Source organism: Kitasatospora sp. NPDC127035 (assembly GCF_042726075.1).
GTDB lineage: Bacteria > Actinomycetota > Actinomycetes > Streptomycetales > Streptomycetaceae > Kitasatospora.
Window position 1 is genome coordinate 104,746 of the sequence record NZ_JBHXDN010000007.1, and the last position, 25,797, is coordinate 130,542.

A 25,797-nucleotide genomic window follows, 5' to 3' on the forward strand; every position below is an offset into this window, starting at 1 on the left:
AACGACAGGCTCCCGTGACTGACCATCAGACGACGACCCGGCGGTTCTCCTCGGGCCCGTGGCGACGGCTGCGCTCCCTTCGGGTGCGGCTGATCGCGGTGTTCGCCGCGGTCGCCCTGCTCACCGCCGTCTCGGCCTCCGGCATCGCGTACTGGCTGAACCGGGACGCGGTGCTCAAGCGCGCCCAGGACACCGCGCTCAACGACTTCCGGGTCTCCCTCAGCCGCAACGTCTCGAACCTGCCGCTGAAGGCGACCTGTCACGACCTGATCGACCTCGCCGGCTACGTCGCCAGCTCCGGACTCACCTACGACGTGGTCGTCGTCGACCCCGCCCTGCCGGACTGCATCGCCTCCTCCGATCCGGCGCGGTACTCGCTCGCCAACGTCCCGACCCCGTTGCAGACCGCCGTCGCCAAGCCGCGCGAGATCACCGAGTCCAACCCGTACACGTACCACCTCTACTGGCAGCGACAGAACCTCGACGGCCGGCCGTTCGTGATCGGCGGGACCAAGGTGGTGTCGACCGGTCCGACGGCGTACATGTTCAAGTCGCTGGAGAACGAGCGGGCCGACCTCAACACCCTCGGCTGGTCGCTGGCGATCGCCACCCTGCTGGCGCTGATCGGCTCGGCGCTGCTCGCGCAGGCCGCGTCGGCGACGGTGCTGCGGCCGGTCAAGCGGCTCGGCGACGCGGCCCGGCGGCTCGGCGAGGGCCACCTCGACACCCGCCTGGAGGTCGAGGGTTCGGACGAGCTCGCGGATCTGGCGCGCACGTTCAACCGGACGGCCGAGTCGCTGCACGAGCAGGTCGAGGAGCTGAGCGCGCGCGAGGCGCAGAGCCGGCGGTTCGTCGCCGACATGTCGCACGAACTGCGCACCCCGCTGACCGCGATGACCGCCGTGACGGACATCCTGGAGGACGAGGCGGAGTCGCTCGACCCGATGATCGAGCCGGCCGTCCGGCTGGTGGTCAGCGAGACCCGGCGGCTGTCCGACCTGGTGGAGAACCTGATGGAGGTGACCCGCTTCGACGCCGGCACGGCCAAGCTGGTCGCCGACGAGGTGGACATCGCCGACCTGATCATGTCCTGCATCGACGGCCGGGCCTGGTACGACGCGGTCGAGCTGGACGCCCCGCGCGGGGTCCGGGCCGTGGTCGACCCGCGCCGGCTGGACGTGGTGTTCGCCAACCTGATCGGCAACGCGCTCAAGCACGGCGGCTCGCCGGTGCGGGTGCGGGTGCGGGAGACCCCGGACTCGGTGGTCGTCGAGGTGTCCGACAGCGGCCCCGGCATCCCCGAGGACGTGCTGCCGCACGTGTTCGACCGGTTCTACAAGGCCGACAAGGGGCGGGCGCGGTCGGAGGGCAGCGGTCTCGGCCTCTCCATCGCGATGGCCAACGCGCAGATCCACGGGGGGACGATCACGGCCGCCAACGGGGAGGTGGGTGCGGTGTTCACGCTGACGCTGCCGGTGTCGCCGCCACCCCCGCCGCCGGCCGACGCCCCCGAGGAGAGTGCCCAGTGAGACGTCCCTTCGACCGGCGGTCCTTCGGTGCCGCCGCCCTGCTGGGCCTGGCCGTACTGGCGGCGGGCTGCGGCATCCGCCCCACCGCCGTCCCGGTGGACGCGGGGGCACCGGCCAGCCGGACCGCCTGCCCCACGGTCGCGCAGATACCCACGGCGCCCGGCACGCCGTCGTCCGCCGCCGTCCCCCCTGCGGCGGTGACGCCGACGCGGTCCCCCGAGCCGGGGAAGGTGTCGGCCCCGGCGCGCGCGGGGGTGGCCTCGCCGTCGCCGGTGGTGGTGACGCCGTCCACACCCCCGGCCGACAACGCGTTCAGCGCGGTGCCGTCGACCTCGCCGTCGACCGCGGCACCCTGCCGCTGAGGGGCGCCCGGCGGGCCTGCGGGTCCACCGGGCATCCACTCGGCCGCCCCCACCCCTTCCCGCGCGCCCCTTGCCGCCTCTCGCGCCCCGGAGCGGCTCCGGGTTCGCTCCGGCGCGCGGCTCCGGCGCGCCGTCCCGGACCTGCTCCGGCGTGCAGCACAAAGTTCGCACCGGCCGTGGAACCGTCGCGCCGTCGGCCCACGTCCTTCCTCCCGTGCAGCGAGATGGCACCAGGACACGCGCAGAGCGTGCCGGCGTGCGGACCGAGACCGGGCGGCCGACAGCCGCCCACACCGGGCGTGCGACGGCCGTCCACCACCCACTCCGGGTGGTGGGCCTCCTCGGCCTCACCCTCCATCTGGTCCTGGTCGGCTGGCTGGTGCTGCGCCCGCTGCCGGTGGCCTGGGTGTACGACGCCAACCTGACGCCGCTGGCCTCCCTGCACTCCTCCAGCCTGGGACAGGTCCTCGGCGAACTGCTCCTGCCCGCCCCGCTCGGCCTCCTGCTGCCGCTCGCCGGAGGTCGTCTCCGAGCACCCTGGCTGCTGTCCTTCCTCCGCACCACCGGCGCCTCGGCCCTGCTGGCCACCGCCCTGGAGTTCCTCTCCTCCTGGGCCCCGGGCCACGTCCTCAACGTGGACCACATCCTGCTCGCGGTCGTCGGCGTCGGCATCACCCACCTCGCCCTGGTCCCCGCCGGACGCTCCCTCCTCCTCCGCCGCGCGACGGCCCCCCGGGCCCCGGCACCGAGGGCCCCGGCACCGAGGTCCACGGCGTCACGGCCCACGGTGTCCGCCCGGGTTCAGGCCCCGGCAGCCGCACCCACCGCCGCGCCCACCTCTGCGCCCGCCGTCTACGCGGAGCCCGTCGCGGGCCGCGGTCACTGAAGCCCGACGCCGCCCGCCGGGCACCCCGCGAACTGCGTCTCCTCCGACAAGACACCCTCCTCGGCAGTCGGTCCGACCCCGGTCCGCCCCACCCCGGTCCGCCCCGCCCCGGTCCGCCCGAGCTCAGTCCGCCCTGCGGACCCGGCCGCCGACCTCGATCAGGCCGCCGTCGCGGATCCCGGTGACGATCTGCGAACCGCACCCCTGGGTGATCGTCAGATCACGGCCCAGCTCGGCGGTGAGGAGGAGGGCGGCAACGCCGGTGGCCTCGTCCTCGTCGATGCCGTCGTCCCGGCCGGGGAAGGCGCGGGCGCGGACGGTACCGGCCGCCTCGTCCACCCAGGCCCAGGCGTAGATCCACTCACCCGGCGGCGGCACCGCCAACCCGTCCACCTCGGCCGGTGAGCCGTGGCGCCGGAGCGTGCGCGGCGGCGCCCAGGCGGCGGGCGCCGCGATCCGGGTGAACGCGCCGTCGTGCCGGACGTCGACCGCGCCGGCCCGGGTGACCAGCCGGTCCACGCCGAGCAGCCAGGCGGCGCCGACGCACGGGTGCCCGGCGAAGGGCAGGCGGAGGGTGGGCGTGTAGATGTCGACGGCGCCGCGCTCCGGGTCGTCGACGAACACCGTCTCGCTGAAGCCGAGCTCGCGGGCGAACGCCTGCCGGTCGGCCTCGGCGGGAAGGGCTGCCCCGTCGCGGACGACGCCGAGCAGGTTGCCGTACCCGCCGTCCGGTCCGCAGAACACGTGCAGCACTTCGTGGTCGGTCATCTGCTCACCCTCGTCCGATCGGATCCCGCTCCGGAGCCGAATTCGTTATCGAAATACCGCCTGAATAAACTTCCGAAATATTTAAATTTGTGATATACTGTCAAAATCTATCGGTAATGTCCGCTTTCATGGTGAACAACGGACAACCGAGCCGGACGGCTCTCATGGCGGCTGCGGCACGCGCGGCGCATCTCCTCGTCGACGACGCCCCCGCAATCCTCTCCGACACCGTGGCCCACACGTTTCTCGCTGAGCACGCCGACGAACTCCTCGGCTATCACCGGTCCTACGGCAGCCACCCCGTCCTGGCCGGCGCACGGACCACGGCCGTCACCCGCAGCCGCTACACCGAGGACCGGCTCGCCGGGCTCGCCACCCTCGGGATCGACCAGTACGTGATCCTCGGCGCCGGGCTCGACTCCTTCGCCTACCGGTCCGAACTCGCAGGCCGGGTCGGGGTGTTCGAGGTCGACCGCCCTGCGGCCCAGGAGTGGAAGCGGGAGCTGCTGCTCGCGACGGGGACGCCGCTGCCGCCCTCCACCGCCCTCGTCCCGGTGGACTTCGAGCAGATGTCCGCCCGGTCACTGACCGACGGGCTCGTCCGGTCCGGCTTCGACCTCGACCGGCCCGCACTGGTCGGCTGGCTCGGGGTCACGATGTACCTCACCCGGGAGGCGATCGGCCGGACCCTGGACGCCGTCGGCGGCTTCGCCCCCGGCACCGAACTCGTGGTGGAACACCTCCTGCCGCCCGAACAGCGCGACGAGACGGGTGCGGCGTACGCGGAGGCGGTGATGGCCGCGACCGCCGAGCAGGGCGAGCCCTGGCGGACCTTCCTCGGCGTCGAGCAGATGGACCGCCTGTTGTGCGCGCACGGGCTCCGCCCGGTCGAGTACGTCCGGCAGCACGAGACGGTCGGCCCGGCGGAGTGGGAACGCACCGACGCGCTCCGCCCCTTCGAGCTGTCCGTACTCGCCCGCGCGACCGTCGCCGCCCGGTAGGCCCCGGCAGGTCCCGCGTAGGTCCCGACAGCTCCCGGTAGGTCCCGGCAGTGCTCGAAGCGGGCGCGCCGGACGTACCGGACGCGCCCGCCGGGCTCAGCCCCCCGTCGGCCCGCCGGGGCCGGGCCTGCCGACCGGACCGGCCGGGCCGGGCGGACCCGCAGGACCGGCCGCCGGGCCCGCCGCCGGGCGGGACGGCCGGGCCGCCGGGCGGAGCTGCTGGCGGCGGTGGGCCACGAGCAGCGTGCCGATGCCCATCGCTATCGCGGTGCCCCCGGTGATCGCCATCGGTGCGTTGAAGGAGTCGCCGCCCGTCGTCGCCAGGTCGGCGGGCGGCAGCGGGGCCGCCGCCACGGTCACGGTGACGGCCGGGGCCGGTGCGGCGGGCGCGGTCGGCGTGGCGTCGGCCGCCTGCACGACCGGCGCGCTGGTCGACGGCGCCGGAGACGTGACCGCCGCGAGGCCGACCGCGGGCGCGGTGGCGGCGGGCGGGCCCGCCGGGGCGACGGACGGCGCGGTCGGCTCGGCGACCGGGGCGGTGCCCACCGTGCTGGGCGCCGCCTGCGGGGCCTGCGGCGTGGACGGCGCGGCGCCGGCCACCGTGATGTCGACCGCCGAGCTGGTGGCCGTCGCCCCGGACCCGTTCCCGCCGCCCTGGGGGAGGCTGAGACCGGTGAACACCAGCGACAGCACGCCGGCCGGCACGTCCTGTGCGAACGCCAGCCGGACGTTGACCGTCCGGGACTCGCCGTCGCGCAGCCGGACGAGGCCGCTGTCCTTGTCCCCCGTGCGCAGGGTGAGCGTGAGCCGCCCCGCCGCGGACGAGCCCTGGTCGACCGCCGGGAGCCACTCGCCCTCGGCCGTCTGGAACTCCAGCCGGGTCCCCTCGGCGGTGGGCAGGGCCCGCCCCCGGAAGGTCAGCTCGGGCAGGAAGGCGATCTCCTTGCCGCTGCGGTTGGTGAGCGACAGGCGGAACGGCTTCGCCTCGCCGCCCGCGGTGAAGGAGACCGGCACCGCGTCCAGGGCGAGGAACGGCACACCGGGCGCGGGGGCGGGCGTGGGGGTCGCGCTGCCGCCCGCCGCCGTGGTGACGAACTCGGAGAACGGGCTGCTCGCGCTGGAGATCCGGTTCTCCGGCGGCAGCGTCGGGTCCGAGACGACGGCGTTCAGCGCGGCGGTCGCCCGACCGGCGGGAGCGTCGGCGGTGACGGCGAGACGCAGCCGGTACGTCGCCGAGCCCCCGGCGGGCAGGCTCAGCCGGGAGTTGAAGGCGTCGAGCGTCCAGGTCGCCCCGACGGCGGCCCCCGGGTTGGGCGTGGCGGGCTTCCACTGCGCTCCGCCGGGCGGCTGGAACTCCAGCCGGAGCTGGGTCTCGCGGATCCCCGAGTCGCCGTTCGCGACGGTGAACCCGGTGGTGACGTCGACGGCGTGGTCGGCGGAGTTGCGGAGCGTGGCGGTGAACTCCGCCGCGAGGCCGCCCGCGGTGAAGCCGCGGGGGAAGCCGTCGAGGGTGACCGTGACGGGGCTGCGCTGTTCCTGGACGCCGGGGCCCGGGACGCCCTGTCCCTGGGCGCTGCGGACCGTGTCGGCCTTGGCGGGGCGCGGAAGTGCGGAAGCGGCGGGCGCGGCGGCGAGGGCGGCACCCGAGACCAGGGTCGCCGCGGCGGCCAGGGCGAGGGATCTGCGGTGCTGAGTACGCAAGGGGACCTCATGGGAGGAAGGCGGGCGAACCCGACGGAACCCGGCAGCAGGCGGTTCGCCGAGGTGGGAGGCCGCACCGGGACTCTCACCCGGGTCGCTGCTTCGCCCCCCAACCACCAGCGACGGCCGCATCATATCCGAACGCACTGACGCTTCCTGAGCGGTTTTCAAGGGGTGAACGGCGGGTTCGCCGGGTGGATTCGGCGATGACACCGTGGCGAAATCGTGAGGACGACTGTCGGTGGACTCCAGTACTGTGCGCACTCGTCCCCATCAGCCGCTCTTCCTCACTCACCCACAGGAACCTCCCTTGAATTTCGACTTCGACGCCGAGCCCCTCTTCTCCTGGTACGTCGTGCTGCTGGCCGTCAGCGGCATCGCCATGGTGGTCCTCGGCGCCATCAACCTCGGCGGGGTGAAGCTCGGCTGGCGCATCCTCAACATCGTCGCCGGCATAGCCTTCGTCGGGTACGCGTACTACCTCGGGTTCGTCTTCGAGGGCGGCGAGTACCGGATCTTCTTCCAGGCCTTCATCCTGCCGGTGGTGCTGATCGCCAATTCGGTGAAGGCGCTGGCCGAGCGCTCCAACGCGACCGCCCCGCAGCCGGTGCCGGTGCCGAACGCCCCGCAGTACAACCCGACCGCGCGTCAGCACCAGGCCGCTCCGTACCCGCCGGCCGCTCCGTACCAGCAGCCCCACCAGCAGGCCGCCCCGCAGCACCAGGCCCAGCCGTACCAGCCCGCCGCCCCCTACCAGCCGGCCGCCCCGTACCAGCCGGCCCAGCCGCAGGGCCCGCAGCAGGGCTGACCCACCCGGCCCACCGCCGTCCGCCGGGCCGCGCCGTTCGGCGCGCCCGGCGGGCGGCGCGGCATTCCGGTGGTCGCCCCGCCCGCCCCGCCCTACCATCCGCCCATGACCAGCACCCGCGCGCCCGAGGCCACCACCCCCGCCATCACCCTCGTCCCGCTCGACGTGGACGACGCCGAGTTGCTGTACTCCTGGCGCTCCGACCCCGTGGCGGCGCACGAACTCGGCCACTGGCCGCGCCCCTTGTCGGCCGTCCGCGAACGGATCGAGCAGGACATCGAGGACTCCGACCACGACGGCTTCCTCGTCGTGCTCCCGGACGGCACCCCGGTCGGCTCCGCCGTCCTGGCCGACCAGGACATGGTGGACGGCCTGGCCTGCGTCCGCTTCCTCGTCGCTCCCGAGCAACGGGGCCACGGTTACGGTGCCGCCGCCCTCGACGCCCTGGTCGACCTCGCCTTCGGCGAACTCCCGCTGCACCGCCTCGAAGCGATTCCCCACACCACCAACGCCCCGGGGCTCGCGACCCTCGCCCGCGCCGGCTTCGTCCAGGAGGGCGTCCGCCGCTCCGCCTGCTTCCACCGGGGGCGGCGCCACGACATCGCCATGCTCGCCCTCCTCCGCCCGGACTGGGAGGCCCAGGACCGGCCCCGGTCCTGGGAACGCTGAACTTCCCCCGCAACGGCCGGAAGCCCCCGCGACAAACGCCCCGGCACACGATGCAATGGCACCCGGGACACAGCCGTGCCGGGGAGGGCGCATCGGATGTCGGGCGAGAACCAGCGGACCAACCGCACGCTGCCGGGATTCGAGAGGTGGATGCTCGTCACCGTCCTCGCCTCCTTCCTGCTGTTCGTCGGACTCCACCTGAGGGGAACGATGGAGCCGCTCACCGACTGGCGCTCCCTCGCGGCCGGGGCCCTGTTCCTGGCCATCGGCACCACGATGTCGTACGCCTCGGACCGGAAGGTCGGCATCGCCGTGGTCATCGGAATCGTCAACGGGTACGCGGCAGCGGGCATCGTCCATCAGTTCCTGTAAGGGTGGGAGCGCGACGGTCGGTGACGGCGGAGGAGTTGGTCGGACAGTGCTGACAGGAGCGCCGGTGACGCCGGAGGCGGTGACGCACGACCTGGTGATCGTCGGTGGTGGCCCGGCGGGCTGCGCGGCGGCGGTGATGGCGGCGAGCGTGGGGCTGCGGTCGGTGCTGATCGAGCGGCACGAGCCGGCGCACACGCTCCGCCGGGTGCCGGCGGTGGAGAACGTCCTCGGCTTCGCGACCGGCGGGGCGTTCGCGGACGCCGTCGCGGCGGACGTACGGCGGGTGCACGAGCTGTGCGAGGTCCGCACGGGCGACGCGGCGGAGGAGTTGCAGGCGGACGACGGCGGGGTCACCGTGCGCCTGGCCTCAGGCACTTCGGTCCGCGCGCGGTACGCGGTGGTCGCGACCGGCGTCCGGGCGGCGCTCCCGGAGGAGGCGGAGTGGATCACCTCCGACGCCGGCCCGATCCCTCCGGTGTGGGAGGCGGACGCCGTCTCCCTCTCCGGTCGCCCCGCCCTCGTCCTCGGTGCCGACCGCCCCCTCGGCACGCTGCTGCGCGCCCACCCGGACGTCCCGCTCCGCCTGGTGGTGCCGCACCCGCCGGCGGACGCCTACAAGGCCGACGAGGTGCGCGGGGAGGGCCGGGTGACCCTGCGGGAGGTCGCTTCGCTCGACCTCCGCCGGACGGTCGACGGCCGTTTCACGGCAGACGAGTTGGGCGCCTTCGACGCCGACGCGGTCTTCGTGAACCTCGGCTGCCGCCCGGCCGCCGTGCCCGGAGCGTTGGTACGGGGCGAGGACGGCTACTGCCCGCCCGAACGGCAGCACCCCCGCGTCCTCACCGCCGGGGACCTCCGGTCCGCGCGGGGCCAGCGCATCATGACCGCCACCGGCTCGGGTGCGGAGTCCGCCCTGAACGTCTACTACGCGCTGAGGCTCGGCAGTTGAGCTGAGGACCAGCACCCCGCAACGTCCGAGTCCGCCGGTCGGCGGACATCGGCGGCGGCGGTGGCTGCGCAGGAAGTCGGATCGGCCGACTTCCTGCGCAGAGAGCGAGGACCGTGACGTTCGACCTCAGGCGAGTTCGGCCCACGTGCCCATCGTGGCTTCCAGTGTCCAGATACGGACGTCGGCCTGCACCCGGGATGCGTACAGGTCCCGCTCGGCGACGATGCTCAGATCGCCGGTGCCGAGCTGTTGACGAACCGCATGATCCGCCAGACCCATGCCGGTGGCCCCGCCCCCGCATAGCAGGCTGAGAAAGGCGCCGTCCCAGGTCCGCTCGTGCAGCTTCCAAGGGGCCTCGCCGGACGCTGTCTTGCGCAGCATGCTCATGAAACTGGTGGCGCAGGCGCGACGGGCCGTCCCGTCCTTGATCTGGAAGACGTGGTTACCGGTCTCGATCACCGTCGCGGTCGGCAGGACGAAGCGCACCCTGGCCTTCAGCCGGACATCCATCTGCGCCAGGATCTCGGCGCGATGGCCGTTCATGTGAGGCACGTCGAGGATCTCGACAAGGATCGAGGTGTCGAGGAAGTCGACGACAGGCAGTTGGAGCCCTGACCTGCGCTGGTCGCTCACGGGCTCACAGGCTCCTCAGGAAGTCCTCGACGCTGGTCATGCCGTCCCGGGGACGGATCGCTTCCGGCAGTCGGCCCTTGGTGATTGCATCGCCCAGGTCTCCGGCCGCCAACAGATCGACGTAGCCCGGCAGATCCGTGAGGCGAGTCAGAATGCTCTCCCCGGACTCCTGGTCACGGCTGCACACGACCACACCTGAGTGATCCTGCGCGGCAAGGGAATTGAGCAGTGCCGGGCTGTGGGTGGTGAAGAGAACATCGACGCTTCGCCGCACCGATTCCTCCTTCATCAGCCGTAGTACGCGCGCGGCCTGCGTGGGGTAGAGGCCGTTCTCGATCTCCTCGATCACCAGATGCCGCTGGGCCTGCGCAGGCTCCTCGCCATCGCAGGAGACGGGAGCGCTGAGCAGCGCGGTGCCGAACGCCAGGAACCGCAGCATGCCGTCACTGAGGAGTCGCGCCGGAACATCGTGCTCCTCGCCGTGATAGCCGGACTCGCGCAGCACCAGTTGGACATCGCCGATCCGTGTGTCGACGCTGCTGATGCCCATCACCGGGTACTCGGGCATACCCGCCACGAGTTCCGTGAGCCGTCCGAAGGCTTGGAGATCGGTCTCGGCCAGGTTCTCCACCACTGCGCTGAGGTTGTTGGCACTTCGTCTGAGCTCCGTGTCACGCCTGTTGACGTACTGCCGCATGAGGTGTGGAACCGGATCCAGTAGGAACACTTCCCGCAGGACGGAAAGAACGTCCTGCGCAGCGCGGTGTACCAGCTTGGTCGCTTCCGTCGTCGCAGGCAGCCTCACCGGGACCTGACTCGTCAGCAAGCGGTCGGCGGCGAAGGGGATCCCCGGATCAGTACCTCGCAGTCCGTTGAAGTAGCGGACTTTCAGGTCGCTGCGGCGCGGGTCCGGAGGGCTACTGGCCAGCAGCGAACGGCCGGCGGCGAGTCGGCGGCTGCCGTAGCGCACTCCCTCCACAGCCGTCAGCTGCTCGCTCAGGATCCGCACCTCGGGGTGCACAGCGATCTCCACATCGAGATCGAAGACCGCCTCACCGGATCGCACGCGGCAACCGAGCGCGAAGCTCTCCGCCCCGAGCGGCGCGCACCCCTCGGCGCCACCGCGGATCGGTTCCTCACCGCCGCTCCGTGGCCCGTCCAGGGCGTCATGCACCGGCTCGCCCAGAGCAAGACGGGACAGCACCACCAGCCCGTCCAGCGCGTTGGACTTCCCGCTGCCGTTGCGGCCGATCAGTACCGTGAGGTCGCGGAGGGGCAGGCACTGGCCGGTGAAGCTCTTGAAGGAGGTCAGGCGTACCTCCTCCAGGCGGGGAGTCTCCACCGGGCACCTCTCTCTCGCTCGCTCGCTCCGACCTGGAACTGTCGTCACCCCAGCTAAGCAGTAGCGATTACAGGCCGTCCAACGGTGAGCGGTGGCGCCACGGGAACAGTCGCTCGTACGCACCACCACGACGAAAGCGCTGTTCGCTGCCGCGTGCACCGGGGCGGAGGGTGCGGACGGCGAAGTGGAAGGCGGTGGCCGCGAGGACGGTGGAGAGGACGAAGAGGGAGGCGACGCCGACGCGGAAGAGGACGTGCGGCACGTCGAGGACGTGGGAGAGGACGAGGTAGCCGGCGGTCCCGGTGAGGACGGCGCCGAGGGCGGGGGCGGAGAAGTGGTGGAAGGCGAGGCGCTTGGGGAGGGCGGAGAGGAGGGAGCCGGTCGGTATGGAGATGAAGGTGCCGACGAGGAGGCCGACCATGGCGCCGAGGGGTACGGAGGTGGAGCGGAAGGCGATGAGGGCGACGAGGGCGCCCCAGAGGGTCCCGCCGATGACGCCGACCTGGGTGGTGCGGACGATGAGTCGGATACGCCAGGTGTCGGCGTTCATCAGTGAGATCCTCCGGGGCGGGGAGAAGCGCGGTTCAGATGAGGTGGTCGAACTCGCCGGCCTTGGCCGCGAGGAGGAAGGCGCGGAGCCTCACCACGTCGGTAGCGATGACGGCATCCGAGTCATCTGATTCGCGGAGGTGGCGGACGTCTCCGCTGCCGTAGGCAAGCTCGACGCACGTGCTTCCGCCATCAGCATCGCTGAAGCTGGATTTCTGCCAATCGATCCGGTTCACATACACCCCCGACATTGGTGTCAGACCAGGTGGTCGAACTCGCCGGCCTTGGCCGCGAGGAGGAACGCACGGAGCCTAGTGGCATCACTCGTCAGCGTTGTGCCCGGGTCATCGGACTCCCGAACATGCCTCAGGCCGTCAGCACCCCGTGCCAGTTCGAGGCAGTTGTCAGCGCCGTCTGCGCCGCTGAAGGAGGACTTCTGCCAGGACAGGTGGAACATCGGACGCCTTTCAGGTCTGCAGCAGGTAGAGGAGATGTTGGACCAGGCCCCAGGAGTCTCGCGAGGGGAGTTCACACAAGTCTCTCCGCCCGTCGACGGCAGGCAAGGCGTTGTCGGCCAACCGCTGGAACGCGTGGCGATAGTCGCCGACGTCCGTCGGATCGCCGAGATGTTCGGCCCGTTTGGGGCCGGAGAGAACGATCGTGGAGAGGTCGGAGCATCCCGGGTCACAGACCAGGAACGAAGCCGAGATCGGTCCGTGCTTCGGGGCGGTGAACGGCAGCACCTGGATGGTGACGTTGGGCAGTTCCGCCACGTCGAGGAGGTGGCGCAGTTGCGCCCTCATCACGGCATCCCCGGCGAAGCGCATGCGTAGAGCTGCTTCGTGGATGACGAACCGGAACTGCCGATCCTTGCCATCGGTCAGGATCCGCTGCCGTTGCATGCGGAAATCGACCGCTGTCGAGATGTCCCAACTGGCGCCGACCTTGTAGGCATCCTCGTAGATGGCCTCGGCATACGCGGGAAGTTGAAGCAGCCCGGCGATGTACAGCGTGTCGTAACTGTCCAGCCGAACGGACCGGTCCTCCAGCTCCGCGAGATCGAGAGCAAGGTCCGGGACCTTGTTGGCGAAGGCGCTCCACCAGCCCTTGCCCGAACCCCGCCCCATGTCCGCGAGCCCGGCGCGATACGCCGGATCCTCGCAGCCGTAGGCGTCCAGCCACACGCTCAACCGCTCCTGGTTGAGGCTGATCCGGCCCGCTTCTGTGTGGCTGACCGCCGGGCTCTTCATCCCCACCAGCGCGCCGGCCTCCGGAGCCGACAAGCCCGCCGCCGACCGCAGACGGCGAAGCTCGTCTCCGAAGCGGCGCTGCCGCTGACTGATCTCTCCCCTGAGCCCCACAGCGTCCCTTCCTTCTTCCCGCAGTGTTCCGCATCGACGCGACCCGCCGCCACCGGCGGCCCGTCACTCACAAGGGTCAACCTTGCCGTTTTGGTTGCAACAATATGACTCGCAACCCTACTGTCAGTGTTGCACCGATCACACGACGGAGCGTCAGTAACGCTTTTCTCCAAGGCAGTAGGCGCCTGCTGCCTTCACGCACCGCAGAGCAACCGGGTCCGGTCCGGCCTGGCTCACGGCGACGCACGTCGACTCCTCTCCTCCCCACCTCTCCCCTCGGAGGTCTGCCATGCGCACCTTCAACCCGCCCGACTGGTCGGCCGCCCGCAACGAGCTGCGCGCCGCCCTCACCTCCTCCGGCTGGCACCCGGACGCCGTCCACGATGCCGAACTCGCCCTCCACGAGCTCCACTTCAACGCCTGGCGGCACGCCGGCTGCCGGGCTCCCCTCGTCATCGCCGTCCTCCTCCCCCGCACCCTCCGCGTCTGCGTCTGCGACGACAGCCCCGCCCTCCCCGAACCGCGTATCTCCGCCGACCCCTACGAGGTGTCCGGCCGGGGCCTCCACCTCGTCCGCGCCCTCACCCACCGCTTCGGCGCCGACTCCCACAAGAACGGCAAATCCGTCTGGTTCGAACTGGACGCCGCCGCGTGAACCACGACCGCACCCCCCTCACCCCCCACGACCCCGTCATCCGCACCTACACCGAGCCCGAGGTCACCGCCCTCCTCGCCGAACTCCACGAACTCGGCCGCCCCTTCGGCATCCAGTGGGGATCCGCCGCCACCCTCCCCGGCGCCGTCGACGGCCGCCTCCTCGTCGACTTCGGCAACGCCCCCGTCGCCACCCTCCTCAACCTCCTCCACCTCCTCCGCTCCACCGAAAGGAACGCCCCCCGTGGGACTCCTGATCCCCCTCGTCACCGAGGCCGTCCACACCGAGCGCACCACCGTCGCCCACGTCACCGTCGAGACCGTTCCCGACGCCCCCCTCCAACTCCGCCTCGCCCCCGACCTCGACATCCACGCCGCCCCCGGCGAGCACCTCGCCGTCCCCCTCACCCGCGACCAGGCCGAGGACCTCCTCCACGCCCTCGCCGCCCGGCTCGGCCACCGCCTCCTGCGAATCCAGCGGTGAGGCCCGGCACCGTCGACTACCTGGTCGGCGCGGCCTTCGCCGTCCTCCTCGCCCTCGCGATCACCACCGTCGCCCTGGGCGTCATCACCGCCCTCAAGGTCCACCGCGAACCGGCCGACGACGAGCCCGACAGGCGCATACCGCGCTGATCCCGCCCCACCCGCACGGCGGCTGCCGCCCCAGCCGCCGCCCACCACCGCGCAGCCGCACCCGCACCCGCACCCGCACCCGCACCCGCACCCGCACCAAAAGTCGACACCACCGACTTCCCGCTCCGACCCGTGCACCGTCCTTGACGTGCCTACGGGCGAAGTCCCATAGTCCGTACACATGTTCCCCACCGCACATCGCCGGACGACGCGACGACTCCTCTCCAGAGCCGCTGCGCTGCCGGTGTGCCTGTACGCCGCGGGAATCTGGGAGAGCCGCTCGGGCGGACACCTGCTCGTCGCCGACGCCTTCGACCGCCCGATACTGCTGATCAGCTGCTCGCTCGCCCTGCTGGTGCTCGCCGCCTGCTTCATGAAGCCCGGCCGCGACCGCATCGTCGCGGCGCTCTTCACCGTGCTCGTCTGGATCACGGTCATGATCGGCGGCGTCCTGCTCCAGGGCCTGCGCGTCACCGAGACGATGAGCCGCGAGCAGGCCCCGGACCGGCCCGACCGGGCGCTCGTCGTACGCCTCCAGGCCGATCCGGGAGGCGAGACCGAGAGCCAGTACTGGTCGATCCTGGTCGAGGCCGGCACCGGCTGGTGCGCCCGCCGGTGGACCGTCCACGAGATGGCCGGGCAGTACCCGGGCTACGGAGCGTTCAAGTCCGCCACGTGGACGGGCCCCGACCGGATCACCGTCACGACCGACATGCACGTCAAGGTGTTCAGCCTGTCCGCGGGCGACGGCCACCCCCTGCCGGCCCCGGACACCCCCTGACCCCTCCGGAGGACGGCGAACGCCCGGACGCGAGCCCCGACCGCACGCGGATTGCATCCTTGCCACCCGCGCCCCGCCTCACGACGACGCGGCGACCGCCCGGGGTGCGGCCGGGCCGCGGGACGACTGCGTCCGGCTCAGCACCAGGCTGGTGGTCGTGCTCCCGAACTGGGCCAGCTCGTCGACGATCTCCTCAAGATGCGCGAGCGACGTGGTCGCCACCTTCATGACGTAGCAGTCGTCCCCGGTGGTGCGCAGGCACTCCAGGATCTCCGGACGCTCCCCGAGCAACCGCCGCAACGGCTCGTGCCGCGTCCCCGGCCCCGGGTACTTCAGCCGGACCACGGCGTGCACCGGGTACCCGGCCCGCTCCAGGTCGACCTCCGCCCGGAAGCCCGTGATCACCCCGACCGACTCCAGCCGCCGCACCCGCTCCGTCGTCGCCGACGCGCTCAGGTTCACCCGCCGCGCCAGCTCCGTGAACGCGACCCGGCCGTCCCGCTGGAGCTCCGCCAGGATCGCCCAGTCCGTCGCATCAAGGCTCTCGGTCATCCGCCCAGGCTACCGACGGATCGGTTGCCGACGGATCCACGGCCGAACCGCCCCCGGACAGGCCGAGATCCCTCCGGCCGGAGCCTGCGCCACCGCGCGGCCCCGCACCGCCCGGCGGCCCTACGCCCCCTCGTGGACCCGCGCCAGCAGGGCCATCAACTGCCGCTGCTCGTCCGGGTTCAGCGGTGCGAGCAGCTCCTCGTTGGCCGCCTCGGCCAGGGCCGCGCAGCGGGCGAGCACCGCCGCCCCCTCCGGGGTCACCGTCACCGCGTTCTTCCGCTTGTCGGCAGGATCCGGGGACCTCAGGACGTATCCCGCCCGCTGGAGGTGGTTGAGGATGCCGACCATGTCCTTGGGGTCGACGGCGAGCAGCCGCCCCAGGTCGGCCTGGGCCACCGGGCCGTGCTCGGCGGTGGCGGCCAGCGCCGCGTGCTGCATGAGCCTCAGCCCCTCCCCGGCGATCGCGTCGGCGACCAGGCCCCGGCCGCGCGCCGCGACGCGACCGGCGAGCCAGCTCGGCAGGGACTGGAGGTGCTGGAGGGGCGAGGTCATGGTCCCAGGCTACTCGGGTTTTCATTGGACTTCCCCATGACTTTCGGCCTATCGTTGGGAGATCCAATGACTTCAGGCCGGGAGGTCCTGTGCTGCGCATCCGCCACGACATCGACGACGGCCACACCGCGCTCCGCGCCGAGGAGGCCGCCGCCCCCACCCCGGGAGCCGGGGAACTGCTGGTCCGGGTCGAGGCGGTCGGCGTCACCCTGCCGACCGTCCGCAAGGTCCGCGAGGGCGGCGGGCCGGTCCCCCTCGGCGGCGAGGTCGCGGGGCGGGTCGTCGCCGCGGGCCCGGGAGACGGCGCACCCGGTGGCAACGCCGCCTTCGCCGTCGGCGACCGCGTCACCGGGCTCTGCTTCGCCGACGCCTACGCCGTGTTCGCCGTCCTGAACACCGCGATGGCCACGACGCCACCGCCGTCGAGGCCGTCGCCCTGGTCCGCAGCGGACTCGTGGCGTGCGGGGCCTACGAGTCGGCCCGCGTGGAGCCCGGCGAGTCCGTCCTGGTCACGGCCGCCGCGAGCGGGGTCGGCACGCTCGCCCTCCAGTACGCCCGGGCCGGCGGAGCGGGCCGTGTCGTCGCGGCCGTCGGCAACCCCGCCAAGGACGGCTTCGTGCGCGGCCTCGGGGCCGACGAGGTGGTCCACTACGACGACGCCGACTGGGGCGCCCCGTACGACGTGATCCTCGACGGCGTCGGCGGCGACCTGCTCGCACCCGCCGTCCGCGCCCTCGCCACCGGCGGCCGGCTGGTGGCCTACAGTTCCGGCGGCGGCACCGTCGAGGCGTACGAACTCCTGCTCCGCGGCGCGTCCCTGATCGGCTTCCAGATGCGCGCCGTCGCCCTCGGCAAGCCGGACGTCCACGCCCGCCGGCTGCGCGAGCTCTGGCAGCTGCGCGACGCGGGCACCCTGCGCCCGGCCGTCCACGCCGAGATCCCCCTCGCCGAGGCCGCCCGTGCCCACGCCGTCATCGAACAGCGCCGCAACCTCGGCAAGGTCGTTCTCGTGCCGTAGCCGGGGGCGCGGGGCCCCCGGAGAGTGGCGGTCCCGAGCCTCGTCCCGGCGCCGCCCGCGGCCGGGACGAGCCCGACGCCGCTACGACACGAAGCCCACGACGCCGAAGCCCGAACGCGCCTCGACGTGGCGCAGCCACTTGATGACGTCCATGACGGCCTCGACCACCTCCGGCTCCAGCGGCGGCGCGTGCCCCTGCCGCTTGGTCTCCTCGAACTCCTCCAGGGCCCGCAGGCACTGCTCGTGCGTCCACTCGCCGCAACCCGGCAGGTACGAGGACGGAACGGGCGCGGGCAGCCCGGAGTAACCGAACTCGGACACGGACACGGCGGTGATCCTCAGCGCCTTCAGGCCCTCGTCGACGACGGACAGCCAGTCGCCCTTGAACGGGCTGAAGGAGGAGTTGTCCAGGAAGGACCCGGTCAGGCCGCAGAGACGCTTGTAGGCGTAGCCGTACTGGAACGCGTGCTCCCTGTTCTCCACGAAGGGCCCGGCGTGCACCACGGCGTGCAGCGCCTCGTAGGCCGTCGGGGCGCCGGCCTCGATCTCCGACTCGAACCATTCGTCGTCCGACGCCAGGTCCGCGCCGAAGCGGTCCTTGACGACCTGGAGCAGCTGGTCGTCACCGGAGCCGACCAGGGCGCGCGTGGCCTCGGGGTCCAACAGGTACACACTCAGGGAGGAGCTCATGGCACGACGCTATCGCCGAGGACCGACAGCGGAACCACACCGGAACCACACCGGAACGGCAGCGGATCGCCCGGGACGCCGTGCCCGGCCGGGCACGGCGGGCGCGCCGTCCCCGTGCGGTCGGGCACCCCGCACGAGACGTCGGACCGGCCGACTTCCCACTCCGTCCGCACGCCAACCTCCGGGGCGACCCTGAGGAAAACCCGGAGGCCGGGTCGCCCTGCGAGGGGAAGGACGTCAGGGGCCGGATCGGCTTGCGGGCTGAGGTACCGGCCGGGAATCCGGCGGAGCATGGAGGTACGCCAGCCGGAGGGACCGGCCACCGGCGCCACAGCAACGGAGTACGCCATGAGCCGCCTCGCCCGCCCCCGCCACAACCGCGTCATCGCCGGCGTCTGCGCCGGGATCGCCGAGCGGTTCGGACTCACCCCGTGGACCGTCCGCGCGATCTTCCTGGTCTCCTGCCTGCTGCCCGGCCCGCAGTTCCTGATCTACCTGGCGCTCTGGCTGGTACTCCCCCAGGAGCCGTGACCGCCCCGCCGGGGACGGCCACCGCGAACCTCCCCGGCGAGAGCACCAGAACCACCGGCCAGGACCACCGGGACCACCGGGACCACCACCACAGGTCGACCACGGCGAACGGGCCGCTCACTCCGGGGGGAGTGAGCGGCCCGTTCGCCGTGCGCGGGTGCGGAGCGTCAGCCGCCGAGGCCCGGGAGGAGCCCGGTGAGCCCGCCGACCGGGGTCTTGTCGAGGCCCGGGATGCTCGGAACGCCCGCGCGGTTGCCGGCCGCACCGGCGACCGGGGCGGTGGCCTGGCCCGCGCTCGGGGCGAGGGTGCCGAGGGTGTTGGCGACCCGGTCACCGCCGGGCAGCTTGGCGGCGGTGTCGGTGACGGCACCGGTGACGGCCGGGTTGGTCAGCGCGCCGGTCGGGAGCCCCAGGCCACCGGTGGCGGCGGGGGCGGCGGACGCGCTGCCGGCGCCGACGGCGGCGATGGCGAGGCCGAGCGCGGCGGTGCCGGCGGCCTTGAGAGTGGCCTGCTTCATGTGGTTGGTCCCCTTGGGTCCTCGTCGGTGGCCGACCGGTACGGCTGGCACGACGGGTTCCGTCCGCCACGGCCGGTCAGCATTGACTGGCACACCGTATTGATTGGATCGCACGAGGACCAAAGGCGGTTCACCCACACGAGTGGGTAGTCGGATGAACGCCAAATTCCTTGCCCGAAAAGGGCGTTCAGGACGGGCCCGGAATGGCGTTCATCCGACGAACGGCGACGGCGTCAGCTGCCGGCGCTGAACAGCCACTCGGCCTTGAGTTCGGCGTAGCCCGGCTTGATCACGTCGTTGATCATCGCGAGCCGCTCGTCGAACGGCAGGAACGCCGACTTCATCGCGTTCACGGTGAACCACTCCATGTCGCCCAGCGTGTAGCCGAAGGCCTCGACCAGGTGGCCGAACTCCTTGCTCATGCTGGTCCCGCTCATCAGCCGGTTGTCGGTGTTCACCGTGACCCGGAACTTCAGCCGGCTGAGCAGCCCGATCGGGTGCTCGGCGTACGACGTGGCCGCCGCCGTCTGCAGGTTGGAGGTCGGGCACATCTCCAGCGGGATGCGCTTGTCGCGGACGTACGCGGCCAGGCGGCCCAGCTGCACGCTGCCGTCCTCGTCGACCGTGATGTCGTCGACGATCCGCACGCCGTGGCCGAGCCGGTCGGCGCCGCAGCACTGCAGGGCCTCCCAGATCGACGGCAGGCCGAAGGCCTCGCCCGCGTGGATGGTGAAGTGGTTGTTCTCGCCCTTGAGGTAGTCGAAGGCGGCTTGGTGGCGGGTGGGGGGGTAGCCCGCCTCGGCGCCGGCGATGTCGAAGCCGACGACGCCCGAGTCGCGGTGGCGGTTGGCCAGCTCCGCGATCTCCTGCGAACGCGCGGCGTGCCGCATCGCGGTGATCAGGGTGCCGATCCGGATGCGGTGGCCCGCGGCGCGGGCGTTGGCCTCGCCGAGGCGGAAGCCGTCCTGCACGGCCTCGACGACCTCGTCGAGGGTCAGGCCGCCTTCGAGGTGCTGCTCGGGGGCGTAGCGGACCTCGGCGTAGACGACGCCGTCGGCGGCGAGGTCCTCGGCGCAGTCGGCGGCGACCTTGATCAGGGCGTCGCGGGTCTGCATGACGGCGCAGGTGTGCGCGAAGGTCTCCAGGTAGCGGACCAGCGAGCCGGAGTCGGCGGCCTCGCGGAACCACTCACCGAGCTCCTTGGGGTCGGTGGTGGGGAGTCCCTGGTAGCCGACGGCCGCGGCCAGCTCGACCACGGTCTCGGGGCGCAGTCCGCCGTCGAGGTGGTCGTGCAGGAGCACCTTCGGAGCGCGGACGATCTGATCGGCGGTGGGGATGCGGGGGCCGGCGCCCGCGATGGTGACGGGGATCTGCTTCTCCATTGCGGGAGTGTAGCTCCTACGCGCGTAGACGGGCCACCGTTCACCGGCCGAATCGGCCAATGTCCACCGGGAATTCCACCAAAGGGACGATCCGGGCAACCTACTCGTCGGTCGTCCGGACCGCCGCCCGCCTCAGTCGTGCTCCAGCAGCCGCCCCCGCCGCGACAGCACGAAGTCCCGGAACGCCGCCACCGGCGGGGTCATCGGCCGCCCCGCCGCCCAGGCCAGCCCGATCGCCCGCCGGGTGCGCGGCGCCGTCACCTCCAGCTCCACCGCCCCCGGCCGCGGCACCAGCGCCGGCGGCAGCAGCGCCACCCCCAGGCCGGCCGCCACCAGCCCGCGCAGCGTCTCCGCCTCCTCGCCCTCGAACGCGAGCCTCGGCACGAACCCCGCCTCCGCGCAGAACCCGTCCGTGATCGCCCGCAGCCCGTACCCCTGCTCCAGCCCGACGAACGGTTCCTCCGCCACCTCCGCCAGCCGGATCCGGCGCCGGCCCGCCAGCCGGTGGTCGGCCGGGACGACCAGGTGCAGCCGCTGCTCGTCCAGCCGGCGGGCCACCAGCGCCGGATCGTCCTCCGGCACCGGCGCGACCAGGCAGAGGTCCAGCTCCCCGGCCCGCAACCGGCCCAGCATCGCGCCGACGTAGTCCTGCACCAGCTGGAACCGCACCTGCGGGTACGCGGCCCGGAAGTCCCGGAGCAGCGCCGGGACCGCGTCCGTCCCCATGGTGTGCAGGAAGCCGAACGCCACCCGGCCGGTCGCCGGGTCCGCCTCCGCGCGGGCCGCCTCGGCACCGCGCTCGACCTCGGCCAGGGCCCGCTCGACCGAGTCGAGCAGCAGCCGGCCGGCCCTGGTCAGCCGGACCGTCCGGCCCTGACGGGCCAGCAGGTCCACCCCCAGCTCGGCCTCCAGCCGGGCCACCGCCCGGGACAGCGTCGGCTGCGGCATGCCCAGCACCGCGGCCGCCTGCGTCACGTGTTCCAGCCGCGCCACCGCCGCGAACTGGGCCAGCCTCGGGGCCAGTTGCGTCGCCGGAAGGTCCGGCCCCAACTCCGCGAGCCTGGCCGGGGCCCCGCTTCCCCCGTCGTCCTCCACGCCTGCACGCACCACCCTCACCGCCGCACGCTCGACTCATACCCGTAGGCATGCATTATCGACGTCTCATGCATTGGACGCATCATTCGGCCGGGCCTACGGTCGATCTCATGCAGCCCTCCAGTACCGGGGCGTCCGTGGCCACTCCGGACGCCCTCGCCCAGCCGACCCCGAAGACCGCCGCGGGACCGAAGACCGCCGCGGCCCAGGCGACCGCCGCCGCCCGGCAGGACGCCGCCGCCCGGCAGAGCACCGCGGCGCGAAGGTCCGCCGCCACCGCCGCAGGGCCGAAGATCGCCGCGGACGCCGCCACCAACGCCGCCACCGCGGAGGCCGTCGCCGCCGCCACCGCCGACGACCGCCACCGCCCCGGGCAGCGCGCCTTCCGCCGCGCCAACCTCGCGCTGTTCGCCGCCGGTATCGCGACCTTCGTCCTGCTCTACTCCACCCAGGGCCTGCTGCCGGTCCTCTCCTCCGACCTCGACCTGACCCCCGGCCAGGCCAGCTGGACGGCCTCCGCCGCCACCCTCGGACTCGCCCTCGCCCTGCTCCCCGCCAGCGCGCTCTCCGACCGGTACGGCCGCACCGCCGTGATGACGGCGTCCGTCCTCGCCGCCTCCGCCCTCGCGCTGGCGTTGCCCTTCGCCCCCGACCTGACCACCCTGGTCGTGCTCCGGGTCCTCCAGGGCGCCGCCCTCGCCGGGCTCCCCGCCACCGCCATGGCCTACCTCGCCGAGGAGGTCCACCCCTCCGCGCTGGCCTCCGCGATGGGTCTGTACGTGGCCGGCAACAGCATCGGCGGCATGGGCGGCCGGCTGCTCTCCGGCTGGGTCGCCGCCGGCTTCGGCTGGCGCTGGGGCCTGGCGGCCTCCGCCGCCCTCGCGCTGCTGGCCGCGCTGGCCTTCCGGCTGCTCATCCCCGCCGCCCGGCACTTCGCCCCGGCCCCGGTGGACGCCCGCGCCCTGGCCCGCACGGTCGGCCGCCACCTGGGCAACCCGCTGCTGGTCCGGCTGTACCTGCTCGGGATGCTCTTCATGGCCGTCTTCGGCGCGGTCTACAACACCGTCGGGTACCGGCTGATCGCCGCGCCGTTCCACCTGCCGGAGTCGGTGGCCGCCTCGATCTTCGTCGTCTACCTGGTCGGCACCGGCACCTCGGCCGCCGCCGGCCGACTCTCCGGCCGGCTCGGCCGGCGCGGCGCGCTCTACGTCGCGATCGGCACCACCGCCGCCGGTCTGCTGCTCTCGCTCGCCGACTCGCTGGCCTGCGCGCTGCTCGGCCTGGTCCTGATCACCGCCGGCTTCTTCGCCGGCCACGCCACCGCGTCCTCGGCGGTCGGCCGCACCGCCACCGAGGGCCGCGCCCAGGCCTCCGCGCTGTACCTGATCGCCTACTACCTGGGCAACAGCCTCGGCGGCACCGTCGGCGCGGACGCCTACCACTCCACCGGCTGGCCGGGCGCCGCCGCCGTCGGCCTCGCCGCCATGGCCCTCGCCGCCGGGGTCACCCTCTACGCCACCCGCCGCGCCCACACCGCCGCCACCCTCCGGCGGGCCGAAGGTCTGCCGGGCGGGCTCTCCGCCCGGTAGCCCTCCCGGGTCCACCCCGTCGGACGCCGCCACCGGATCACGCCACCGGGACCTGCCGATTCCGTCGCCGCCCGGCGGATACCTGACGTTCGCTGTCAGGTATCCGCCGTAGCTTTCCTCCCGTACGACCCGAACGACCCGTACGACCCGTACGACTCTTCCCACCCGTACGAGCAGAGGAGCGCACGATGACCGCCTTCGTCCTGATCCCCGGCATGCTGCACGGCGGCTGGTGGTTCCGGCCGCTCACGGACGGCCTGCGCGCCGCCGGGCACGAGGTGTACCCGCTGACGCTGACCGGGGTGGCCGAGCGCGGCCACCTGAACAACGGGACGGTCAACCTCGACACGCACATCCAGGACGTGGTGTCCGTGCTGGAGGCCGAGCAGCTCACGGACGTGGTGCTGGTCGCGCACAGCTACGGCGGGATGGTCGCCTCCGGCGCGGCCGACCGGGTGCCGGAGCGGATCGCCTCGCTGCTGTACGCGGACGCCTTCGTCCCGCGCGACGGCGAGTCGGCGTACGGGATCGTCGACGAGGTCTGGAAGCAGCGGTACCTGGCCGGCGCGTCCGCCGACGGCCTCACCACGGCGGGCCGCAACCCCGCGCTGGACCCGCGCGCCGGCGTCCACCCGCTGGCGTCCCTGCTGCAGTCGATCACCCTGACCGGCGCCCTGGACGCCGTCACCCGGCGCACCTACCTCCACGCCTCGGCCTTCGAGGAGAGCCCGCTCCTGGAGACCTTCGCGCGGCTGAGCGAGGACCCGACCTGGACGGTGATCACCCTCCCCTTCGGCCACGACCTGATCCGCGAGGCTCCCGAGGAGTTCCTCAAGGCCGCCCTCGCCGCCGCCGGCTGACGCCGCAGGCCGACGCCGGCCCGGCCGACGGTGACCGTCGAAACGCTCCGGGCCGTGAGCACCGATCCTGCCGCGTACGCCCGGTTTCGCGAGATCGCCGACCAGCTGCCGAGGATTCCCGGGGCGGGGAAGGCCGAGATCGCCGACGGCGGGATCGTCATGACGACGTCGCCGGTCAAGCGGCACGAGCTCGCGGTCGTCCGCGTCGCCCGGCAGCTCAACGCCCGGCTCCCGCAGACCCGTCCCGGTCACATCGCCCACGGTGGCGCGGACCTGGAGGACGTCGGCCTGGGGCGGCTCGGGAATCCCGACCTGATGGTGTTCCCCGAGGTCGCCCTGGACGACGAGGAGCGCGGGCTCCTCCCCCACGAAGTCCTCCTCGTCGTGGAGATCGTCTCGAAGTCCAACCCCGAGAACGACTACCACGCCAAGGTCCGCGGCCACGCGGCCATGGGCATCCCGCTCTACCTGCCGGTCGATCCGCGCAAGGGCACCGGCGTCGTGCACGACGGGCCGGGCTGCACCTCGCGCAGGGAGTTCGCCTTCGGCGACAGCGTCGCCGTCGGCCCGTGGACGCTCGACACCGGGGGCCCGTGCACGTACGCCTGAGCGGCCGTCCGTGCGCGGGCCCCCGGTGGGCGGGGCGGGATCAGGCGATGCGGTCCAGCACGATCGGGTTCGGGGTGAACGCCGTGCCGGCCGGGGAGACCTCGACGCCGCCCGCGAGGGCCTCGACCGCGTACTCGAAGCGCTCGGGCGTGTCGGTGTGCAGGGTGAGCAGCGGCTGGCCGGCCACCACGGTGTCGCCGGGCTTGGCGTGCATCTCGACGCCGGCGCCCGCCTGCACCGGGTCCTCCTTGCGGGCCCGGCCCGCGCCGAGGCGCCAGGCGCTGACGCCGACGGCGTAGGCGTCCAGGCTGGTCAGCACGCCCGAGGCCGGGGCGGTGATGACGTGCTGCTCGCGGGCGACCGGCAGCGGGGCGTCGACGTCGCCGCCCTGGGCGGTGATCATGCGGCGCCAGTGGTCCATCGCGGAGCCGTCGCGCAGCGCGTCGGCCGGGTCCTTGCCGTGGACGCCGGCGGCGGCCAGCATCTCGCGGGCCAGCGCCAGGGTGAGCTCCACGACGTCGGCGGGGCCGCCGCCGGCCAGCACCTCGACGGACTCGCGGACCTCCAGCGCGTTGCCCGCGGTGAGGCCGAGCGGGGTGGACATGTCGGTGAGCAGCGCGACGGTGTTGACGCCCGCGGCCTTGCCCAGGCCGACCATGGTGCGGGCCAGCTCCTGGGCGTCGCCGAGGTTCTTCATGAACGCGCCGGAGCCGACCTTGACGTCCAGCACGAGTGCGCCGGTGCCCTCGGCGATCTTCTTGGACATGATCGAGGAGGCGATCAGCGGGATGGCCTCGACGGTGCCGGTCACGTCGCGCAGGGCGTACAGCTTCTTGTCGGCGGGGGCGAGGCCGTCGCCGGCCGCACAGATCACCGCGCCGGACGAGCGCAGCACGTCCATCATCTCGTCGTTGGAGAGCAGGGCGCGCCAGCCGGGGATGGACTCCAGCTTGTCGAGGGTTCCGCCGGTGTGGCCGAGGCCGCGGCCGGAGAGCTGCGGGACGGCGGCGCCGCAGGCGGCGACGAGCGGGGCGAGCGGCAGGGTGATCTTGTCGCCGACGCCGCCGGTGGAGTGCTTGTCGCTGGTGGGCTGGGCGAGGGAGGAGAAGTCCATCCGGACGCCGGAGCGGATCATCGCGTCGGTCCAGCGGCTGATCTCGCGGAGGTTCATGCCGTTCAGCAGGATGGCCATGGCCAGGGCGGACATCTGCTCGTCGGCGACCTCGCCGCGGGTGTAGGCGTCGATGACCCAGTCGATCTGAGCGTCGCTCAGCTCGTCGCGCTCGCGCTTGGTCCTGATGACGGAGATGGCGTCCATGGTTGCTCCATTGCTCCCGGGAGGGGGTTTCGGAAAAGCAGCGTTCAAAAGCGGCATTCAAAAGCGGCGTGCGGGGGTGCCGCAC

Annotated in this window: 31 protein-coding genes and 1 pseudogene; 17 read left to right on the plus strand and 15 right to left on the minus strand. The window is 72.8% G+C overall.

What is annotated here, in order from left to right:
• The first annotated feature begins 14 nt into the window (after positions 1-14).
• The 3 genes from ACFWIC_RS06680 (at position 15) to ACFWIC_RS06690 (ending at position 2,777) form a co-directional block, all read left to right on the plus strand.
• Positions 15-1,529 carry an ATP-binding protein gene (locus tag ACFWIC_RS06680; protein WP_380362119.1) on the plus strand — a complete coding sequence of 505 codons (1,515 nt, stop codon included), beginning with the start codon at positions 15-17 and terminating at the stop codon, positions 1,527-1,529.
• Complete coding sequence (locus tag ACFWIC_RS06685) at positions 1,526-1,891, plus strand: hypothetical protein (protein ID WP_329950706.1); 366 nt, start codon at positions 1,526-1,528, stop codon at positions 1,889-1,891. Before ACFWIC_RS06680 ends, ACFWIC_RS06685 begins: the two co-directional genes overlap by 4 nt.
• Positions 1,892-2,147: 256 nt before the next feature.
• Positions 2,148-2,777 carry a VanZ family protein gene (locus tag ACFWIC_RS06690; protein ID WP_380516447.1) on the plus strand — a complete coding sequence of 210 codons (630 nt, stop codon included), beginning with the start codon at positions 2,148-2,150 and terminating at the stop codon, positions 2,775-2,777.
• Positions 2,778-2,900: 123 nt separating this feature from the next.
• Here the strand turns inward: ACFWIC_RS06690 and ACFWIC_RS06695 are convergent, their stop codons facing one another.
• Complete coding sequence (locus ACFWIC_RS06695; protein ID WP_380516450.1) at positions 2,901-3,545, minus strand: PhzF family phenazine biosynthesis protein; 645 nt, start codon at positions 3,543-3,545, stop codon at positions 2,901-2,903.
• Between the two features lie 128 nt (positions 3,546-3,673).
• Here ACFWIC_RS06695 and ACFWIC_RS06700 point away from each other — a divergent pair, with 128 nt between their 5' ends.
• Positions 3,674-4,546 (plus strand): class I SAM-dependent methyltransferase, encoded by an 873-nt coding sequence (locus ACFWIC_RS06700; protein ID WP_380516454.1) that lies wholly within the window; start codon positions 3,674-3,676, stop codon positions 4,544-4,546.
• Between the two features lie 96 nt (positions 4,547-4,642).
• Here ACFWIC_RS06700 and ACFWIC_RS06705 read toward each other — a convergent pair whose 3' ends face one another.
• On the minus strand, positions 4,643-6,247 hold the full coding sequence (locus tag ACFWIC_RS06705) for a hypothetical protein (RefSeq protein WP_329950702.1): 1,605 nt from the start codon (positions 6,245-6,247) through the stop codon (positions 4,643-4,645).
• Between the two features lie 310 nt (positions 6,248-6,557).
• On the opposite strand from ACFWIC_RS06705, the gene ACFWIC_RS06710 reads away from it, so the two are divergent.
• The 4 genes from ACFWIC_RS06710 (at position 6,558) to ACFWIC_RS06725 (ending at position 9,045) form a co-directional block, all read left to right on the plus strand.
• Complete coding sequence (locus ACFWIC_RS06710; RefSeq protein ID WP_380516457.1) at positions 6,558-7,055, plus strand: hypothetical protein; 498 nt, start codon at positions 6,558-6,560, stop codon at positions 7,053-7,055.
• Between the two features lie 105 nt (positions 7,056-7,160).
• Entirely contained in the window at positions 7,161-7,724 is a 564-nt protein-coding gene (locus ACFWIC_RS06715; RefSeq protein ID WP_380516460.1) for a GNAT family N-acetyltransferase, read from the plus strand.
• A gap of 96 nt (positions 7,725-7,820) precedes the next feature.
• Entirely contained in the window at positions 7,821-8,096 is a 276-nt protein-coding gene (locus ACFWIC_RS06720) for a hypothetical protein (protein ID WP_380516463.1), read from the plus strand.
• A 64-nt stretch (positions 8,097-8,160) separates the two neighbouring features.
• The gene (locus ACFWIC_RS06725; RefSeq protein WP_380516466.1) at positions 8,161-9,045 is read left to right on the plus strand and encodes an FAD-dependent oxidoreductase; all 885 of its coding nucleotides are present in this window, start codon (positions 8,161-8,163) and stop codon (positions 9,043-9,045) included.
• A 126-nt stretch (positions 9,046-9,171) separates the two neighbouring features.
• Here the strand turns inward: ACFWIC_RS06725 and ACFWIC_RS06730 are convergent, their stop codons facing one another.
• The 6 genes from ACFWIC_RS06730 to ACFWIC_RS06755 form a co-directional block, all read right to left on the minus strand.
• Positions 9,172-9,678, minus strand: a complete 507-nt coding sequence (locus ACFWIC_RS06730; RefSeq protein WP_380516468.1) for a hypothetical protein — start codon at positions 9,676-9,678, stop codon at positions 9,172-9,174.
• 4 nt (positions 9,679-9,682) lie between these two features.
• Positions 9,683-11,020 carry an AAA family ATPase gene (locus ACFWIC_RS06735; RefSeq protein WP_380516470.1) on the minus strand — a complete coding sequence of 446 codons (1,338 nt, stop codon included), beginning with the start codon at positions 11,018-11,020 and terminating at the stop codon, positions 9,683-9,685.
• A 67-nt stretch (positions 11,021-11,087) separates the two neighbouring features.
• On the minus strand, positions 11,088-11,570 hold the full coding sequence (locus ACFWIC_RS06740; RefSeq protein ID WP_329950695.1) for a hypothetical protein: 483 nt from the start codon (positions 11,568-11,570) through the stop codon (positions 11,088-11,090).
• Between the two features lie 34 nt (positions 11,571-11,604).
• Entirely contained in the window at positions 11,605-11,805 is a 201-nt protein-coding gene (locus ACFWIC_RS06745) for a DUF397 domain-containing protein (protein ID WP_355403593.1), read from the minus strand.
• Between the two features lie 20 nt (positions 11,806-11,825).
• Positions 11,826-12,026, minus strand: a complete 201-nt coding sequence (locus tag ACFWIC_RS06750) for a DUF397 domain-containing protein (RefSeq protein ID WP_329947713.1) — start codon at positions 12,024-12,026, stop codon at positions 11,826-11,828.
• A 10-nt stretch (positions 12,027-12,036) separates the two neighbouring features.
• Positions 12,037-12,930, minus strand: coding sequence for a helix-turn-helix domain-containing protein (locus ACFWIC_RS06755; protein ID WP_380362103.1), 894 nt, complete (start codon positions 12,928-12,930; stop codon positions 12,037-12,039).
• Positions 12,931-13,219: 289 nt separating this feature from the next.
• Between ACFWIC_RS06755 and ACFWIC_RS06760 the strand changes: the two genes are divergently transcribed.
• The 4 genes from ACFWIC_RS06760 (at position 13,220) to ACFWIC_RS06775 (ending at position 14,998) form a co-directional block, all read left to right on the plus strand.
• Complete coding sequence (locus tag ACFWIC_RS06760) at positions 13,220-13,585, plus strand: ATP-binding protein (protein WP_380516475.1); 366 nt, start codon at positions 13,220-13,222, stop codon at positions 13,583-13,585.
• 243 nt (positions 13,586-13,828) lie between these two features.
• A complete protein-coding gene (locus ACFWIC_RS06765) occupies positions 13,829-14,068 on the plus strand; it encodes a hypothetical protein (protein ID WP_355403582.1) in 240 nt (79 codons plus the stop codon).
• Entirely contained in the window at positions 14,065-14,217 is a 153-nt protein-coding gene (locus ACFWIC_RS06770) for a hypothetical protein (RefSeq protein WP_329947716.1), read from the plus strand. The genes ACFWIC_RS06765 and ACFWIC_RS06770 overlap by 4 nt, the downstream gene beginning before the upstream one ends.
• Positions 14,218-14,398: 181 nt before the next feature.
• On the plus strand, positions 14,399-14,998 hold the full coding sequence (locus tag ACFWIC_RS06775; protein ID WP_329885291.1) for a hypothetical protein: 600 nt from the start codon (positions 14,399-14,401) through the stop codon (positions 14,996-14,998).
• A gap of 78 nt (positions 14,999-15,076) precedes the next feature.
• On the opposite strand, the gene ACFWIC_RS06780 is transcribed toward ACFWIC_RS06775, so the two are convergent.
• Both ACFWIC_RS06780 and ACFWIC_RS06785 read right to left on the minus strand, forming a co-directional pair.
• On the minus strand, positions 15,077-15,550 hold the full coding sequence (locus ACFWIC_RS06780) for an Lrp/AsnC family transcriptional regulator (RefSeq protein ID WP_329885292.1): 474 nt from the start codon (positions 15,548-15,550) through the stop codon (positions 15,077-15,079).
• Between the two features lie 120 nt (positions 15,551-15,670).
• Positions 15,671-16,102, minus strand: coding sequence for a MarR family winged helix-turn-helix transcriptional regulator (locus ACFWIC_RS06785; protein ID WP_380516479.1), 432 nt, complete (start codon positions 16,100-16,102; stop codon positions 15,671-15,673).
• An 89-nt stretch (positions 16,103-16,191) separates the two neighbouring features.
• Between ACFWIC_RS06785 and ACFWIC_RS06790 the strand changes: the two are divergent.
• Positions 16,192-17,120: pseudogene (locus ACFWIC_RS06790) on the plus strand (zinc-binding alcohol dehydrogenase family protein).
• An 81-nt stretch (positions 17,121-17,201) separates the two neighbouring features.
• Here the strand turns inward: ACFWIC_RS06790 and ACFWIC_RS06795 are convergent.
• Positions 17,202-17,810: a hypothetical protein gene (locus tag ACFWIC_RS06795; protein ID WP_380516482.1), complete on the minus strand. Its 609-nt coding sequence runs from the start codon at positions 17,808-17,810 to the stop codon at positions 17,202-17,204.
• Between the two features lie 348 nt (positions 17,811-18,158).
• Between ACFWIC_RS06795 and ACFWIC_RS06800 the strand changes: the two genes are divergently transcribed.
• The gene (locus ACFWIC_RS06800) at positions 18,159-18,341 is read left to right on the plus strand and encodes a PspC domain-containing protein (protein ID WP_329885295.1); all 183 of its coding nucleotides are present in this window, start codon (positions 18,159-18,161) and stop codon (positions 18,339-18,341) included.
• Between the two features lie 167 nt (positions 18,342-18,508).
• On the opposite strand, the gene ACFWIC_RS06805 is transcribed toward ACFWIC_RS06800, so the two are convergent.
• The 3 genes from ACFWIC_RS06805 to ACFWIC_RS06815 all read right to left on the minus strand — a co-directional run bounded on the left by ACFWIC_RS06805 (position 18,509) and on the right by ACFWIC_RS06815 (position 21,291).
• On the minus strand, positions 18,509-18,859 hold the full coding sequence (locus tag ACFWIC_RS06805; protein ID WP_329885296.1) for an ATP-binding protein: 351 nt from the start codon (positions 18,857-18,859) through the stop codon (positions 18,509-18,511).
• Positions 18,860-19,092: 233 nt separating this feature from the next.
• A complete protein-coding gene (locus tag ACFWIC_RS06810) occupies positions 19,093-20,241 on the minus strand; it encodes an adenosine deaminase (protein ID WP_329885297.1) in 1,149 nt (382 codons plus the stop codon).
• Positions 20,242-20,373: 132 nt separating this feature from the next.
• Positions 20,374-21,291 (minus strand): LysR family transcriptional regulator, encoded by a 918-nt coding sequence (locus tag ACFWIC_RS06815; protein ID WP_380358633.1) that lies wholly within the window; start codon positions 21,289-21,291, stop codon positions 20,374-20,376.
• Between the two features lie 155 nt (positions 21,292-21,446).
• On the opposite strand from ACFWIC_RS06815, the gene ACFWIC_RS06820 reads away from it, so the two are divergent.
• From ACFWIC_RS06820 to ACFWIC_RS06830, 3 genes are all read left to right on the plus strand, one after another.
• Positions 21,447-22,925: an MFS transporter gene (locus ACFWIC_RS06820; protein ID WP_380516487.1), complete on the plus strand. Its 1,479-nt coding sequence runs from the start codon at positions 21,447-21,449 to the stop codon at positions 22,923-22,925.
• Between the two features lie 188 nt (positions 22,926-23,113).
• A complete protein-coding gene (locus ACFWIC_RS06825; protein ID WP_329947720.1) occupies positions 23,114-23,785 on the plus strand; it encodes an alpha/beta hydrolase in 672 nt (223 codons plus the stop codon).
• Positions 23,786-23,839: 54 nt separating this feature from the next.
• Positions 23,840-24,394, plus strand: a complete 555-nt coding sequence (locus ACFWIC_RS06830) for a Uma2 family endonuclease (RefSeq protein ID WP_380516490.1) — start codon at positions 23,840-23,842, stop codon at positions 24,392-24,394.
• A gap of 40 nt (positions 24,395-24,434) precedes the next feature.
• Here ACFWIC_RS06830 and ACFWIC_RS06835 read toward each other — a convergent pair whose 3' ends face one another.
• On the minus strand, positions 24,435-25,712 hold the full coding sequence (locus ACFWIC_RS06835; RefSeq protein ID WP_329885300.1) for a thymidine phosphorylase: 1,278 nt from the start codon (positions 25,710-25,712) through the stop codon (positions 24,435-24,437).
• Positions 25,713-25,797 lie beyond the last annotated feature (85 nt).